This is a genomic window from Luteibacter sp. 1214 (assembly GCF_031455395.1).
In the GTDB taxonomy this organism is placed as follows: domain Bacteria; phylum Pseudomonadota; class Gammaproteobacteria; order Xanthomonadales; family Rhodanobacteraceae; genus Luteibacter; species Luteibacter mycovicinus.
This window is the reverse complement of record NZ_JAVDSQ010000001.1, coordinates 420,993-435,326: the sequence shown is the minus strand read 5'-3', so window position 1 is coordinate 435,326 and position 14,334 is coordinate 420,993. Positions and strand designations below refer to the sequence as shown.

Annotated in this window: 9 protein-coding genes; 4 read left to right on the top strand and 5 right to left on the bottom strand. The window is 65.1% G+C overall.

The genetic code is table 11. From position 1 onward, the window contains the following. Positions 1-213: 213 nt before the first annotated feature. On the top strand, positions 214-1,563 hold the full coding sequence (locus J2X57_RS01885; protein WP_309863126.1) for a PepSY domain-containing protein: 1,350 nt from the start codon (positions 214-216) through the stop codon (positions 1,561-1,563). A 31-nt stretch (positions 1,564-1,594) separates the two neighbouring features. On the opposite strand, the gene J2X57_RS01880 is transcribed toward J2X57_RS01885, so the two are convergent. Next, complete coding sequence (locus J2X57_RS01880; RefSeq protein ID WP_309863123.1) at positions 1,595-3,010, bottom strand: NAD-dependent succinate-semialdehyde dehydrogenase; 1,416 nt, start codon at positions 3,008-3,010, stop codon at positions 1,595-1,597. Positions 3,011-3,227: 217 nt separating this feature from the next. On the opposite strand from J2X57_RS01880, the gene J2X57_RS01875 reads away from it, so the two are divergent. Then, positions 3,228-4,862 (top strand): NAD(P)/FAD-dependent oxidoreductase, encoded by a 1,635-nt coding sequence (locus tag J2X57_RS01875; protein ID WP_309863120.1) that lies wholly within the window; start codon positions 3,228-3,230, stop codon positions 4,860-4,862. 8 nt (positions 4,863-4,870) lie between these two features. Here the strand turns inward: J2X57_RS01875 and J2X57_RS01870 are convergent, their stop codons facing one another. Continuing rightward, positions 4,871-5,857, bottom strand: coding sequence for an NADP-dependent oxidoreductase (locus tag J2X57_RS01870; protein ID WP_309863117.1), 987 nt, complete (start codon positions 5,855-5,857; stop codon positions 4,871-4,873). A gap of 121 nt (positions 5,858-5,978) precedes the next feature. On the opposite strand from J2X57_RS01870, the gene J2X57_RS01865 reads away from it, so the two are divergent. Next, a complete protein-coding gene (locus J2X57_RS01865) occupies positions 5,979-6,521 on the top strand; it encodes a helix-turn-helix domain-containing protein (RefSeq protein WP_309863114.1) in 543 nt (180 codons plus the stop codon). 197 nt (positions 6,522-6,718) lie between these two features. Beyond that, positions 6,719-8,335, top strand: a complete 1,617-nt coding sequence (locus J2X57_RS01860; protein ID WP_309863112.1) for a histidine kinase famiy protein — start codon at positions 6,719-6,721, stop codon at positions 8,333-8,335. Between the two features lies 1 nt (position 8,336). On the opposite strand, the gene J2X57_RS01855 is transcribed toward J2X57_RS01860, so the two are convergent. Genes J2X57_RS01855 through J2X57_RS01845 form a run of 3 tightly spaced genes read right to left on the bottom strand, consistent with a single transcriptional unit; the run spans position 8,337 to position 13,980 of the window. Further along, positions 8,337-9,782 carry an efflux transporter outer membrane subunit gene (locus tag J2X57_RS01855; protein WP_309863109.1) on the bottom strand — a complete coding sequence of 482 codons (1,446 nt, stop codon included), beginning with the start codon at positions 9,780-9,782 and terminating at the stop codon, positions 8,337-8,339. Beyond that, positions 9,779-12,868 carry a CusA/CzcA family heavy metal efflux RND transporter gene (locus J2X57_RS01850; protein WP_309863106.1) on the bottom strand — a complete coding sequence of 1,030 codons (3,090 nt, stop codon included), beginning with the start codon at positions 12,866-12,868 and terminating at the stop codon, positions 9,779-9,781. Before J2X57_RS01850 ends, J2X57_RS01855 begins: the two co-directional genes overlap by 4 nt. Continuing rightward, complete coding sequence (locus J2X57_RS01845; RefSeq protein ID WP_309863102.1) at positions 12,865-13,980, bottom strand: efflux RND transporter periplasmic adaptor subunit; 1,116 nt, start codon at positions 13,978-13,980, stop codon at positions 12,865-12,867. The genes J2X57_RS01850 and J2X57_RS01845 overlap by 4 nt, the downstream gene beginning before the upstream one ends. Positions 13,981-14,334 lie beyond the last annotated feature (354 nt).

Sequence of the window (14,334 nt, the reverse complement as noted above, 5' to 3'; positions counted from 1 at the left end):
GGGCGGGGAGGGATGTGGGGGGCAGGTAATAAACTATACCAGCGGGTTCAATTAATCGCACGGCCCGGCATCGTGGGCTGTCGCCGTGGACGACGCACGGCTTGCCAGGACACGGCGTGCGCGGCATGTTGCCGCGTACGTGAGCAGCCGAAGGGTAGGATAATCGCGATCTCTGGACGTGGGTCCAGACTTATTTCCAGCCAAGGACCATCGATGGGTTCGCGTTACCGCATGATCTGGCGATGGCACTTCTACGCCGGACTGTTCTGCCTGCCTTTCATCGTGTGGCTGGCGACCACCGGCATGATCTATCTGTTCAAGCCGCAGGTTCAGCCGTGGCTCGAGCGCGACTACGCGCACGTGGCACATGGCGCGCCGCAGGCGCCGTTCGTCCAGATCGCCGCGGCCCTCGCGGCGGTGCCGGGTGGGGTGCTCAACGCCTATGAACTGCCTGCCACGCCCGATCAGGCCACCCGTGTGCTGATCGGCAAGGGGCCCCGGGTCATTCGGGTGTTCGTCGATCCTTCGACCGCGACCGTGCTGCATGTCGTCGATGAAAACGACCGTTTCATGCAGATCGTTTTCTATCTCCATGGCGAACTGATGGCGGGGACGCCCGGCTCAATGCTGGTCGAGTTGGCGGCGAGCTGGACCATCGTGATGCTGCTCACCGGGCTTTACCTGTGGTGGCCTCGTGGAGGCCGTTTGCGTGGCGTGCTGATTCCCCGCCTCGCCAGCGGCTCGCGCATCTTCTGGCGCGACATCCATGCGGTGACGGGCGTCTGGATATCGCTGATGGCCCTCACGTTGTTGCTCTCGGGCCTGCCCTGGGCAAAGTCATGGGGCGGCATGCTCAAGGAAGGTCGTCGGCTGTATGCACAGTCCACGATCACGCAGGACTGGACCATCGGCAGCGCCGCCGAGCGCAAGACCAACCGCGCGGCGAATACGCCTGTCATGGACGAGCACGCGCACATGGCAGGCATGGGTGCCGCGACCGGCACCGTCATGGTCGATCCGGATGCCTATAGCCCGGTCAACGTACTGGCGCCTAAGGTCGCCGCACTCGGGTGGCCAGCGCCGGTGCTGATCAGTCCGCCGTCGGCGTTGAACCCGCATTGGTCGGCGCGCAGCGATACGCAGAACCGCCCTCGACGTATCGAGGCGCGGCTGGATCCGCTGACCGGCGCCGTTGTTTCCCAGGTGCGTTTTGCCGATCGGCCGTTCCTCGATCGTCTGATTGGCTACGGCGTGGCGATGCACGAGGGTCAGCTGTTCGCGCCACTGAACCAGATACTTGGCGTGATCACGGCCCTCGGCTTGCTTACGATGTCGGTGAGCTCGGTCGTGCTCTGGTGGCGACGCCGTCCGGTGGGGGTCCTTGGTGCGCCTCCCGCGCGTCGGGATACACGGGCGGGAGGCGTCCTGGTGGCGCTGATCGTCTTGCTGGCGGTCTTTCTGCCGCTCTTTGGGGTCACGCTGCTGCTCGTACTGCTGCTTGAACGGTTCGTCGTGCGTCGATGGGAACGCGGACGCCATTTCCTTGGCCTGTCCGGGACGTAGTCCGTCCCGGTGAGCGGACTCAGGCCGGTACTCAGCTAACCGTTTTCGCCCAGACCGCCTGCGCGTTGGTGAACTCGCGCAGGCCGAAGTGCGAAAGCTCGCGGCCGTAGCCGCTTTTTTTCACGCCGCCGACCGGAATGCGCGCGTCCGATGCGCTGAAGCCGTTGATGAAGACGCCGCCGGTCTCGAGGCGACGTGCCATGCGCTGTGCGCGGGCTACGTCACCGGTCCACAGGTTGCCGCATAGCCCGTAATCGCTGGTGTTCGCCAGTTCGATGGCGTGTTCCACATCGTCCGCGATGGTGATCGCGGCGACCGGACCGAAGGTCTCTTCGTCGAATGCGGCCATGCCCGGAGCGACATCGCTCAGTACGGTCGGTTCGTAGAAGTTTCCGGCTCCCGGCACTTTCTTGCCACCCAGAAGCAGCGTCGCGCCGGCGGCGATCGTCCGTTCGACCTGGTCATGCAGCTCGTCGCGCAGGTCCTTTCGCGCCATGGGCCCGATCTGGGTCGACGCGTCCATGGGGTCTCCGACTTTCAGGGCCTTCGCCGCCTCAACGAACTTGCGCGTGAACTCCTCCGCGACGGGACGCTCGAGGATGAAGCGCTTGGCCGCCAGGCAGACCTGTCCGGCATTCTGAAAGCGCCCGCGGATCGCCGCCTCGACGGCACGATCGATGTTCGCATCGGCCAGGACGATGAACGCGTCGCTTCCACCGAGTTCGAGCAGGCTCTTCTTCAAAGCCTTGGCTGCGGTCGACGCGACAGCCGCTCCTGCGCGCATGCTGCCGGTCAAGGTGACAGCGGCGATGCGGGAGTCTTCGATGACGTGCGCGACCGTCTCGTTATCGGCGTTGAGGTTTGCGAACAACCCCTTGGGAAAGCCGGCCGCCTCGTAGATTTCCTGCAAGGCGTGAGCGGCACCCATCACGTTGGGCGCATGCTTGAGAACGAAGCCGTTGCCTGAGAGCATGACCGGCCCTGAAGCGCGAAGAACCTGCCAGATCGGAAAATTCCACGGCATCACGGCGAGAATGGTGCCGACGGGAAGGTAAGACACGTAGACCTCGTCGTCGCCGTCCACGGTAACGGGTTCGTCGGCGAGAATGGCCGGTCCGTTCCCGGCGATCCAGTCGATCGTCACCGCGCACTTGGCGACTTCGGCACGTGCTTCGCCGATCGTCTTGCCCATCTCGGCGGTGATGAGCGAAGCGAGCGCTTCCGAACGTTCCCGCAAGGTGGATGCCAGCCGACGGTAGGCTGCCACTCGCTCGGTCATCGGCGTGGCACGCCACAGGCGGAACGCGGAGGCGTTGTTATCGAGCAGCCGCTCGACTTCGTCCGGGGTCTGGTAGGGGTAAGTCGCGATGAGCTCGTCGCTGGCGGGATTCCGGGACACGCCGCCGTTGGCGTAGATCGCGGCGGGGCTGTTTGCTTCGTTGGTCATATCAAACTCCAGAGGGGTGCGCCCCGGGGTTATGGCTGGCGGCATTCATCCCGGTTCGCTGCTTTTTGTCTTGCGCCGTTCTGGTTCACGTCGCGTCGCTATCGGTTGTCGGGGTTCGTCGACCAGTGTAGTTCGGGTCCTGGCAGCGGGACAGCCGCGCGCAGCATTCCCCTGCCCAACATGCGAAAATACCCGGTCACGCCGCCAGACCGCCCTCATGATCCGACTCACCGACATCAAGCTCCCGCTCGACCACGCCGAAGGCGCGATCGAGGCGGCCATCCGCGCCAGGCTGGGGCTCGGCAAGGGCGGCGTGCTCGGTTTCACGGTGTTCCGCCGCGGTCACGACGCCCGCAAGCGCGGCCACATCCAGCTGATCTACACGCTGGACGTGGAGGTGGCGGACGAAAAGGGCCTGCTGGAGCGCCATGCCGACGACAAGCACGTGCAGCCGACGCCGGACACCAGCTACCGGTTCGTCGCCCACGCGCCGGCCGATCTGAAGCAGCGTCCGATTGTCATCGGTCTTGGGCCCTGCGGCCTGTTCGCCGGCCTCCTGCTCGCGCAGATGGGGTACCGACCGATCATTCTCGATCGCGGCAAAGCCGTGCGCGAACGCACGGTCGACACGTGGGCACTCTGGCGCAAGCGCAAGCTGGAGCCGGAGTCCAATGTGCAGTTCGGCGAGGGCGGGGCAGGGACGTTCTCCGACGGCAAGCTGTACAGCCAGATCTCCGATCCGCTGCACCACGGTCGCAAGGTGCTCACCGAGTTCGTCAAGGCCGGCGCGCCGGAAGAGATCATGTACGTCAGCAAGCCTCACATCGGCACCTTCCGTCTGGTGACGATGGTGGAGTCGATGCGCGAGACGATCGAATCGCTGGGCGGCGAGATCCGCTTCAACCAGCGTGTCGAGGATCTGCTCATCGACACCGCCGCCGATGGCTCCCGCCAGCTGCGCGGCGTCACGCTGGCCAGCGGTGAGCAACTGTTGAGCGATCATGTCGTGCTGGCCGTGGGACACAGCGCGCGCGATACGTTCTTCATGTTGCACGATCGCGGTGTGTACATGGAAGCCAAGCCGTTCTCCATCGGCTTTCGCGTCGAGCATCCGCAGTCGATCATCGATCAGGCCCGGTTCGGGCCGCAGGCGGGGCATGCACTCCTCGGTGCCGCCGACTACAAGCTCGTGCATCACTGCAAGAACGGCCGCTCGGTGTACAGCTTCTGCATGTGCCCTGGCGGCACCGTGGTCGCCGCGGCCTCCGAGCCGGAGCGCGTGGTGACCAACGGCATGAGCCAGTACTCACGCAACGAGCGCAACGCGAATGCCGCGATCGTGGTCGGCATCGACCCGGAAGACTTCGCCGCGTTCGATGACAGCGGTAGCCCGCTGGCCGGCATCGCCCTGCAGCGTGCGCTCGAATCGCGCGCGTATGAGCTGGGCGGTCGCGATTACAGTGCGCCCGCTCAGCTGGTGGGCGACTTCATCAAGGGCAGAGCGTCCGAAGAGTTTGGCAGCGTGCAGCCGTCGTACAAGCCGGGTGTGCGTCTGACCGATCTTGCACCGTCGCTTCCCGGGTATGCGATCGAGGCCATTCGTGAAGCCTTGCCGGCGTTCGATCGGAAGATCAAGGGCTTCGGCATGAATGACGCGCTGCTGACGGGTGTCGAGACACGTACGTCATCGCCGGTACGTATCCGCCGGAATGAGACGTACCAGAGCCTCAACACCCGAGGGTTGTTCCCCGCGGGTGAAGGCGCGGGGTACGCGGGCGGCATCCTCTCCGCAGCGGTCGACGGGATCCGCGTGGCGGAAGCGGTGGCGCTGAGTATCAACGGGGGGAAGTGACGTCTTCTTCAGAGTGCGATCGCGTCGCTGACCGTCAGCACGAGTTTGCCTCGAGCCTGACCCGCCAGGCTTATCTCGAGTGCGTCGCGCCAGTTTTCCAGGGCGAAGGTACGGGCGACAGGGATATTGAAACGCCCTTCGGCGGCCAGTTCGCCGTAGCGCTCCAAAACGTCCCAGCGAAGCCGGAAGCCGCCCTCTGCCTGCACACGTTCCGCTCCGGTGCGTGCCCCCGTTTTCGCCGCGCCCTCGAAATCGGCCGCGGTGATGACTCGGCTCGGATCGCCGTCCACGATGTCGATGAGGTCGGGAAGAGCGCCGACCGATCCTGGTTTCAAGTTGATGGGGGCCGTGTCGAGAATCACGTCTGGGCGCTGTCCAAGCGCCCGAACGCGATCGACCATTCCGTTTCCATGCGCGACCACGGTGGCTCCCATTGCACGCAATCGATCGGCGAAGGTGTCACCGGCCGTGGCGATGACACGGATGCCTTCGAACAGCGCCATCTGCACTGCGGCGAAACCCACCATCGACCCGGCGCCGTTGACGAGGAGCGTCTGGCCTTTCTCGGCGCCCGACCAGGTCAGATATCGCGCTGCTGTCTCAACCACCATGGGTAGCGCGGCGGCATCGACATGCGTGAGGCGGTTAGGGAGTCGGTTCCAGTAATAGAGGATGGCGACGCGGGCGGCGCCTGCCGTGGGGTAGTTCCTGAAATCTGCCGGTCCGTACACCGCATCACCGATGGCTACGTTAGTGACGCCCTCACCGACGGCCAGAACCGTGCCCGAAACATCCAGCCCGACGCCGCAAGGCAATTTGCGGGCGGACAGGCCGCGGCAAAGAGCCCAGTCGGCGGGATTCAGCCCGCAGGCGTGGACCTGCACCGCAATGTGGCCGGCTTGCGGCACGGGGAGAGGCGTCTCGTCGAGTCTCAGGACCTCGGTCGGTTCGCCATGAGCGTGGAAGGACAGCGCGTGCATTGTTTTCGTGGTCACAGAGGTTCTCCATCCGGCGGAATGCGCTAAAGTCAGTGACTGACATTTATAGCCGCAATGTCAGTCACTGACAATAGAGAGTCCGAACGTGCCGAGAAGTCGAAACAATGTGCGCCGCCGCATGCAGGAGGCGGCCCTCGAACTCTTTCTCGAGAAGGGTTACGACGGCACGACCGCGGCCGAAATCGCGGCGCGAGCCGGAGTGACGGAGCGGACCTTCTTCCGACATTTCCCGGATAAGCGGGAGGTGCTGTTCGACGAGGCCGAACTGCACGCCAGGCTGGGGGATGCGATCGAAAGGGCACCGGCCGAGCTCGGTCCGCTTCGGGTTGTGCTTTGGGCATTCGAGGCGACGGTCACGCTGTTCGAGGAGAACCGTCCGCTCGCCGGGCCGGCGCAGTCGGTCATCGCGCAGACGCCGGCGCTTCAGGAGCGACAGTTGGCTAAGTCGGCTGCGGTTACCCGGACTGTAGCGGGAGCGTTGCTTGGCCGCGGAGTCGACCCGACAGTTGCCGACTTGACTGCGTCGACGGGTATGGCCATCGCTGGCCATGCGCTCGGTGCCTGGTTCGAGGACGAGTCGGTACCGCTGGCCGATCAGTTCCGGCGGGCGTTCTTCACGGTAGAGAACATGCCTGCTTGCAGCCGACGTCCGGCCCGTTAAAGCCGATGTGGCCGACGTCTCGGACATCGATGCGCTCCGGTGCGCTCGTAGCGCTTCTGCCCGCGTGGAAGCAACCGGCCGGCGAAGTTCGAAGCCGTCGCCAGTTATTTGCGCATGCGCTACCCGAAAGAGCGAGCCTTCATCGATCCTTTTCAGGGTCGTCGGGACAATCGATGCTCGTCTCAGGAGACCGCTGCATGAGTGACCCGACAGAGCGGGTGCCTACCCGTATCGATTACGAGGGAGTTGACCATCCGGGAAGTGACATCTTCTTTGCGGCTGTCTCGACGACACGTATGCCGATGATCGTCACCGACCCGCGAAAGCCGGACAACCCCATCATCTTCGCGAACCCCGCGTTTCTTCGGATGACCGGATACTCGACCGACGAGCTCATCGGTCGGAACTGCCGGCTTCTGCAGGGCCCCGGAACCGACCGGGTGACCATCGCGGCCATCCGCGATGCGGTCGCCGCCAAGCAGGAAATCGCTACCGAAATTCTTAACTACCGCCGCGATGGGTCGACGTTCTGGAACGCGCTTTTCGTTTCACCTGTCTACGATGGCAAAGGCGAGGTGGTCTATTTCTTTGCGTCTCAGCTCGATGTCAGCCGGCGACGTGATGCGGAAGACGCGCTGCGTCAGGCGCAGAAGATGGAGGCCCTCGGGCAGCTGACGGGTGGCATCGCGCACGACTTCAACAACCTTCTTCAGCTGATGATCGGCTACGTCGAATCCGTCGAAGTGGGACTGACCCGGCCGCAGATCGAGCGCGACAAGCTGCTGCGTTTCATCGCCGGCGCCAAGTCCGGTATTCAGCGGGCCTCGACGCTCACTTCCCAGCTTCTTGCCTTTTCGCGAAAGCAGACGTTGCAGGGTCGGGTCGTCAATCCCAACCAGGTTGTCGCCGACATGCAAGACATGCTCGAGCGCTCCATCGGCGCCGACATCGATCTGGAGCTCGACCTCGCTCCGGATACGCAAAACGCGCGCCTCGATCCAACGCAGCTGGAAGTCGCATTGCTGAACGTGTCGATCAACGCGCGTGATGCGATGGAAGGGCGGGCCGGCAAGCGTCTGACGCTTCGCACGAGAAACGCGACGCCACTGGAGATCAATAATCAGGGGGAACTTGCCACGCGTGGCGACGCGTTCGTGGCGATCGACGTCATCGACAACGGGTCGGGCATGGCGCCGGACGTCGCTGCCCGCGTCATGGATCCCTTCTTTACGACCAAGCCCGAGGGCAAGGGAACAGGCCTTGGTCTTTCGATGGTCTACGGCTTCGCGAAGCAGTCGGGCGGCGCCGTGGCCGTTTCTTCGGAGGAGGGCAGGGGAACGACCCTGACCATGTATTTCCCCGTGGCCACGGAAACTGACGGTCGCGGTCCGCAGCCGGTCCGACGCATCGACCGGGCTGCCGACCGGGAGGGGCACGAGCGTGTCGTGGTCGTCGACGACAGGGAGGATCTTGCCGGGCTTGCCCGGACAATCCTCGAGTCTCATGGGTATCGGGTCGAAGCCTTTACGGATCCGCAGAAGGCGCTCCAGCGTATTGGGGACGATCTCCCGTTCGATATCCTTTTCACCGACATCGTCATGCCGGGCGACCTCGACGGCGTGTCGCTCGCCCGCAGGGCGAGGGCCATTCGTCCGGGGGTGAAGGTGCTCCTGACAACAGGCTATGCGTCGCAGTCGCTTCAGCGGACCGATGCCGGAGGCATCGCGTTCGATGTGCTGAGCAAACCGTATTCCCGCATCGACCTTTTACGGAAGATACGCTTCGTGCTCGATGGCCCGACCGGCGTGAGCTGAGTCAGGTATGTGGTTGCTCCTTGCCTGCGGTGCGGGCCGGATCTTCGCTGCCGCTGGCGATGGACTGCTTCAGGGCGACGGCATCCTCGAGACGAGCCGCGCGCGCGGTGATCAGTGACAGCTCCGCATCGCGCCAGGCCTGTTCGGTGGTAAGGAGCGCGATGAGGCTCATGTCACCGGCGGCGTACTGGGTCTGGGCGATGCGGTAGCTGGCCAGCGCGGTTCCCCTGGCCGCCTGCGCCAGATCGAAGGCGCGCCTGTCCGCTTCGAGGGCATGCAACGCGTCACCGACGTCGGCGAACGCATTCATGGCCGTGCTGCGGTACAACGCAGCCGCCCGGCGGTTGTTGGCCTCGGCGGAGCGCTGCTGATGCCGGAGCGTGCCACCGTCGAGGATCGGCGCCGCCAGATCGCCGGCCAGATTCCAGAAGGCCGTGCCCGGCCCGAACAGATCGCCGAACCGCGCCGCAGACGAGCCACCGCTGGCGCTAAGGGTCAGCGCGGGCAGGCGGGCGGCGACCGCGACACCCACCTGGGCCGAGGCCGCATGCCATTGCGCCTCGGCTGCCTGAATATCGGGTCGTTGCTCCAGCCATGCCGACGGCACGCTGGTGGGCAGATCCGTCGGCAAGGTGAAATCGCTCAGTGCGAGGGAGCGCTCCCCGGCATCGACCATGTGGCGACCTTCCAGTGCCGCGTTGCGGTCACGCTGCTTCAGCCACTGTTTCTCGATCGCGGGGCGCTGGGCCTGTGTGGCGGTCAATGTCGCCGACTGGAGCAGTACGTCGCTCTGCGCCGCATCACCCAGGGCATATCGCTTGCGGGCGATCTCCAGGGACTGTTGCTGGACCCTGACCGACTGATCGATGGCGTCCAGTTGCGCCTGCAGGCTGGCCTCCTCGATAAGACCGACGCACAGGTTGGCGATCAGAGTGAGGCGTGCCGCCTGCCACTGGTAGCGCTGCTCGTCCGCCTGCGCGACCAACGATTCGACGGCGCGCCGGTTCGCGCCGAAGAGATCGGGGGAGTAGCCGATCGACAGCTGCGCCGTGTGCAGGCTGTACACATAGCTCCCGTCGGCGGGCACGCTGGACAGCGCGCCCGATGTCTTCTGCCGGGTGGGGTTCACGCCAGCCGTGACGGCAGGAAAGAATGCGCCCCGCTGCGCGAGCGCCGTCTCCTGCGCCGCCAGCAGAGCTTCTTGCGCCGCCTGGATATCGGGGCTGTCGCGCAGCGCCCGCGCCACGCGCTCGTCCATCGCTGGCGCGCCGAACGATGACCACCAGTGGTCCCGCTCATCGGGCGAGACCGTGGCCGGGACGGTGGGCGACGGAAAGGCCTTCGCCAGGTCCGGTTTGGCGAAGTCGGGGCCGACCGCACAGCCGGCCATCGACACGAGAAGTCCACCCATCAGGAGAGACGCAAACAGGACTTTGCACAGGTTCATACGATGCTCCTCGACCGGGCGGCGCGGCGCTGCGCGCGCTCTTCGATCAGGCAGTAAAGCGAAGGCAGGACGAAAAGGGTCAGCAACGTGGCAATGCCCAGACCACCGACCACGACGGTGGCCAGACCGCGCTGAACATCGGTACCGATTCCCGTGGCCAACGCGGCCGGGAGCATGCCTGCCGTGGCCACGGTAGCGGTCATCAGCACCGGGCGGAATCGCTGCGTGGCACCCGCCAGCACCGCGGCTTCGACGGATGCACCTTTCTCTCGCACCCGGTTGAAGTTGGAGACCATGATCACGCCGTTCTGCACAGCCACACCGAACAGCGCGATGAAGCCCACGGCAGTCGCGATGTTCAGTGTCTCACCGCGCACGGTGATGGCGATCAGTCCACCCACGGCCGCGAGCGGCACCACGCCAAGCACCAGCGCCGCCTGACGCAGCCTGCCGAATTCGGAAAAGAGGAAGATCGTCATCACGGCGAGTACCATGACAAGCGCCAACGCCAGCCGCGACTGCGCGCGTCGCTGATTTTCGAACTGGCCACCCCATTGCAGCCGGTACCGGCTCTTGTCGAAAGTCACCTTCGCTGCGATCTGGCGATCCGCGTCGGCGAGGTAATCCGACAGCGCGCGGCCACGGTTGTCGATCCGCACGATCAGGTTCCGCTCGCCCATCTCGTGCGCCACCGTCGCCTCACCGGATTGCTCCCGGATCCGCGTGACCGAGGACAGGGGAATCTGCGCGCCCTCCGCGCTGCGCAAGGTCAGGGCACCCAGCTTGTCCGGGCTGCTGGCGATGTCGCGCGAGACCTTGGCCGTCATGTTGTAAACCCGGTCGTCCACGTACACCTGAGACACGGGGGCGCCGCCCAGGGCCGTCTGGATCAGCTCGTCGACGTCGCTTACGTTGATGCCATAGCGCGCGGCGGCTTCGCGGTCGATCTCGATCGCCACCTGCGGCACCGGCGGCTCCTGGAACACCGAGGCGTCGGCCGTTCCGTCCAGGCCCTTCAGCACGCCGACCACGGCATCGCCGATGCGGCGAAGCTCCCTGAAATCGTCGCCGTAGATGCGCAGCACCAGGGGGCTGTGCGCACCGCCTATCTTGTCGTTCTCGCCATCGATGATGGGCTGGCTGATGCCCACGCTGATGCCGGGAATGGCCTGCAGCCGGCGATTGAGCCTGGTGATGAACTGCGCCTTCGTCTCGCCATGCGGCCAGCTGTCATAGGGTTTGAGGCCCACACCGGACTCGATGTGCGAGGGTGTCCACGGGTCCGTACCGTCGTCGTTGCGACCCAGCTGGGTCACCACATACGACACCTCGGGAAACTCGCGCACCGCGTCGCGATACTGGCTGGCCATGCTGCTGGCCTTCTCCAGGGAAAGGCCCGAGGGCAGCTGCACCTGCACCCACAGTCCACCTTCGTCCAGCTCAGGCAGAAACTCCTGGCCGACGCTGGCGCCCAGCGATACGACGCAGACCAGGGCCGCCACAACGATGATCACCGCCACCGATGGCCGGCCAATCAGACGCTTCAGCGCACGTCCATAGGCGTCCTGCAGGCGTTCCAGCGGTCGGTTGTGGAAGATTTTCCTCGGCCTGCGGAACGCCATGTAGGCAAGCGAGGGGACGAGCACCAGCGTCGTCACCAGCGCGCCGATCAGGGCGAAGCCCACGGTGTACGCCATGGGAGCGAACAGCTTGCCTTCGGCATGCTCGAACGCCAGCAGCGGCGCATAGGCCGTGATGATGATGAGCGTGGCAAAGAAGATCGGACGCGCCACCTTGCCCGTCGCATCCAGCACGGTTTCGGGCGTGAGCGTCGCCTCCGGATCGGCCTCGCGGCGACGCAGGATGGTTTCGGTCACCACGATCGCACCGTCGACGATTACGCCGAAATCGATGGCACCCAGGGAAAACAGATTCGCCGGCGTGTGCGTCAGATGCATCAGGATGAACACCACGACCAGCGAAAACGGGATCGTGACGGCGGCGATCAGCGCGCTGCGTGGGCTGCCCAGAAACAGGATCAGCACGATACAGACGAGACCCACACCCTCGATGACCGTATGCTCGACCTTGTGCACCGTCGCCTGCACGAGATCGTCGCGGTCGATATAGGGAACGATACGGACATCCTCCGCCGCGAGCTTCCGGTTCAGCTCATCGACGGTCGTATGAATGCCCTGGAGCACGCGCGAGGCGTTCTCGTGCAACAGCATGTCCACGATGCCTTCGATCGCATCGGGATTGCCGTCCTTGCCGAGGATGCCTTCGCGTGTCTGGTGACCGTAGGACAGCTGCCCAAGATCGCGCAGCATCACGGGCACGCCGTTGCTGTGACTGACAACGATGGCACCCATGGCGTCCAGGGTCCGGACCAGACCGATACCACGCAGGACGTACGACTGCTCGCCACGCGAGATCCGGCCGCCGCCGGCGTTCGCGTTATTGGCGCTCATGGCGGCGATGACATCGTTCATGCCCACGCCGTAGCGCTGCAACGCATCGGGGTCGACCGTGAGCTGGTACTCCTTCGTAAAGCCGCCGAAGTTGTTGACGGCGGCCACACCGGGCACCTTCTGCAGCGCCGGGATGACGGTCCAGCGTTGCAGTTCGGATAGCTGCATCAGGTTCTTTGATGGGGATTCGAGCGTGTAACGGTAGATCTCGCCCGCCGGGCCGGTCACGGCATCCAGTCCCGCAGACACGCCGGCCGGCAGTGTCACGTTTTCCAGTTGCTCACGAATGCGTGAGCGCACCCAGTAATCCTCGCTGCCCTCGCTGAACGTCATCGTGATCAGGGACAGCCCGAATGAACTGCTCGACCGCATCGAGACGAGCCCGGGCACACCGGCGAGCGCACGCTCGATCGGCGTCGTGATCTGCTGCTCCACCTCTTCGGCGGCCAGCCCGGGGGCCTGGGTAGTTACCTGGGCAGTGACGTCGCTCAGCTCGGGGTAGGCTTCGATGGCCAGCTGGGTCGAGGCGTAGTAGCCGTAGCCCAGGGTCAGCAGCATCACGGCGAACACCACGCCACGGCGGTGGAAGCAAAAGGCGATCAGGCGCGCGATCATTGCAGCAGCACTCCGCCACGCACGACGACACGATCGCCGGCTTGCAGGCCGTGAACGACTTCCACGGTCGCGCCTTCGTCGCGTCCCGTATCGATGTCGCGACGCTCAAACTGCCAGGGCGCGCGCTCGACGAACACACTGCGCCGGTCGTTATCCATGACCAGAGCCGTCTGCGGTACGAAGACGCGAGGGCCGCCCGGAACCTCGAACGCAGCGGTCCCGAACATATTCGGCAGCAGGCGGTGCCCGGCGTTGTCCACCCTGAGGTGGACCTTGATGCGTCGCGCGGTGCTGTCGAGCACCGGATCGATGACATCGACCTTGCTCTGCAAGGTCACGCCTGGCAGTGCGGTGAAAGTGAGCGTTGCATTACTCCCGCCGGACACCGATGCGCTGTCCGCCTCCGGCACGTTGGCGGTGACCCACACCCGATCGAGGTCGGTGACCGCCATCAGCACGGTGCTGGTGTCATTGATCCGCGAACCCGCCGCGACACCGAGCGAGGTCACGACGCCATCCATGGGTGCACGAATGTCGAGGACGGACGCGTTTGACGCCGTGCGTGAGGTACCGGTGAGTGCCGCCACCTGGGTATCCGCCCGGGTACGCTCGGCCGACGCCTGCGCATACGCGCTCCTGGCCGCCTCGAGATCCTTCGTGGCTGCGCCACCCGCTTCAGTCACCCGCTGAGCGCGAGTCAGCGCCTGCTTCGCAAGGGCTTCGGCGTCGCGCGCCCGGGCCTGGTCGGACCGGGCCTGCGCGACATCGCCGGAGGTCATCGTCAGCAGGACCTGTCCTTCCCGCACTTTTTCACCCAGGACGACGTCGACCCGGGCGATCCGCCCGGCACCCGGTGCGAGCACCGTCACCGAGCGGGCAGGGTCGATCTCCACCGTCGCGGGCCAGCTGACATGCATGGGCGCTGTGTCGACAGCGACCGGCGCGATGCGAAGCTCGCTCCGCAGCGGTGAATGCGGGCCGACCTCGATGCGGTTGCCATGGACAGTGAAAGCCGGCGCGGCATCGGACGCGACATCGGGTGTGGCCCGGTCACAACCGGCCAGCAGGAGCGCAGCCGCCAGAGCGGCAGCGATGAGGGCAGGGTGGTTCATGGCACGACCGGGTAAGCGCACGCACCGGCATCCGCGCCGGGCCAGGGTGGCCGGCACGCTATTTTTGATGTTGTACATCGCTCTGCTCCGACAGCGGCCGGGAGCGAGCGGGATCAGCCCAGGCGGATCCGGCCCACGCCTTGCGCGCAGGGGGTTGGATGATGGGTGGCCATCAGCGATACATCGATCGCGATGATCATTCGACTGGGATAACTGTCCATATATTCCGGTTGGAAACCTAAGCCCGTTGGGTGACGGGGGGATGCCAGGCGTGCTCCTCTGTCGTTTCAGACGCACTGATGACGGGCACGATCGATCCGCACTTCAGCAGCAAGTGGCTAAGTGTATGCGTAC

What these genes read in the sequence shown, in the direction of transcription:
- J2X57_RS01885 (WP_309863126.1), top strand. Translation starts at nt 214, where the DNA reads ATGGGTTCGCGTTACCGCATGATCTGGCGATGGCACTTCTACGCCGGA.
- J2X57_RS01845 (WP_309863102.1), bottom strand. Translation starts at nt 13,980, where the DNA reads ATGAACCACCCTGCCCTCATCGCTGCCGCTCTGGCGGCTGCGCTCCTG.
- J2X57_RS01875 (WP_309863120.1), top strand. Translation starts at nt 3,228, where the DNA reads ATGATCCGACTCACCGACATCAAGCTCCCGCTCGACCACGCCGAAGGC.
- J2X57_RS01855 (WP_309863109.1), bottom strand. Translation starts at nt 9,782, where the DNA reads ATGAACCTGTGCAAAGTCCTGTTTGCGTCTCTCCTGATGGGTGGACTT.
- J2X57_RS01850 (WP_309863106.1), bottom strand. Translation starts at nt 12,868, where the DNA reads ATGATCGCGCGCCTGATCGCCTTTTGCTTCCACCGCCGTGGCGTGGTG.
- J2X57_RS01880 (WP_309863123.1), bottom strand. Translation starts at nt 3,010, where the DNA reads ATGACCAACGAAGCAAACAGCCCCGCCGCGATCTACGCCAACGGCGGC.
- J2X57_RS01865 (WP_309863114.1), top strand. Translation starts at nt 5,979, where the DNA reads ATGCAGGAGGCGGCCCTCGAACTCTTTCTCGAGAAGGGTTACGACGGC.
- J2X57_RS01860 (WP_309863112.1), top strand. Translation starts at nt 6,719, where the DNA reads ATGAGTGACCCGACAGAGCGGGTGCCTACCCGTATCGATTACGAGGGA.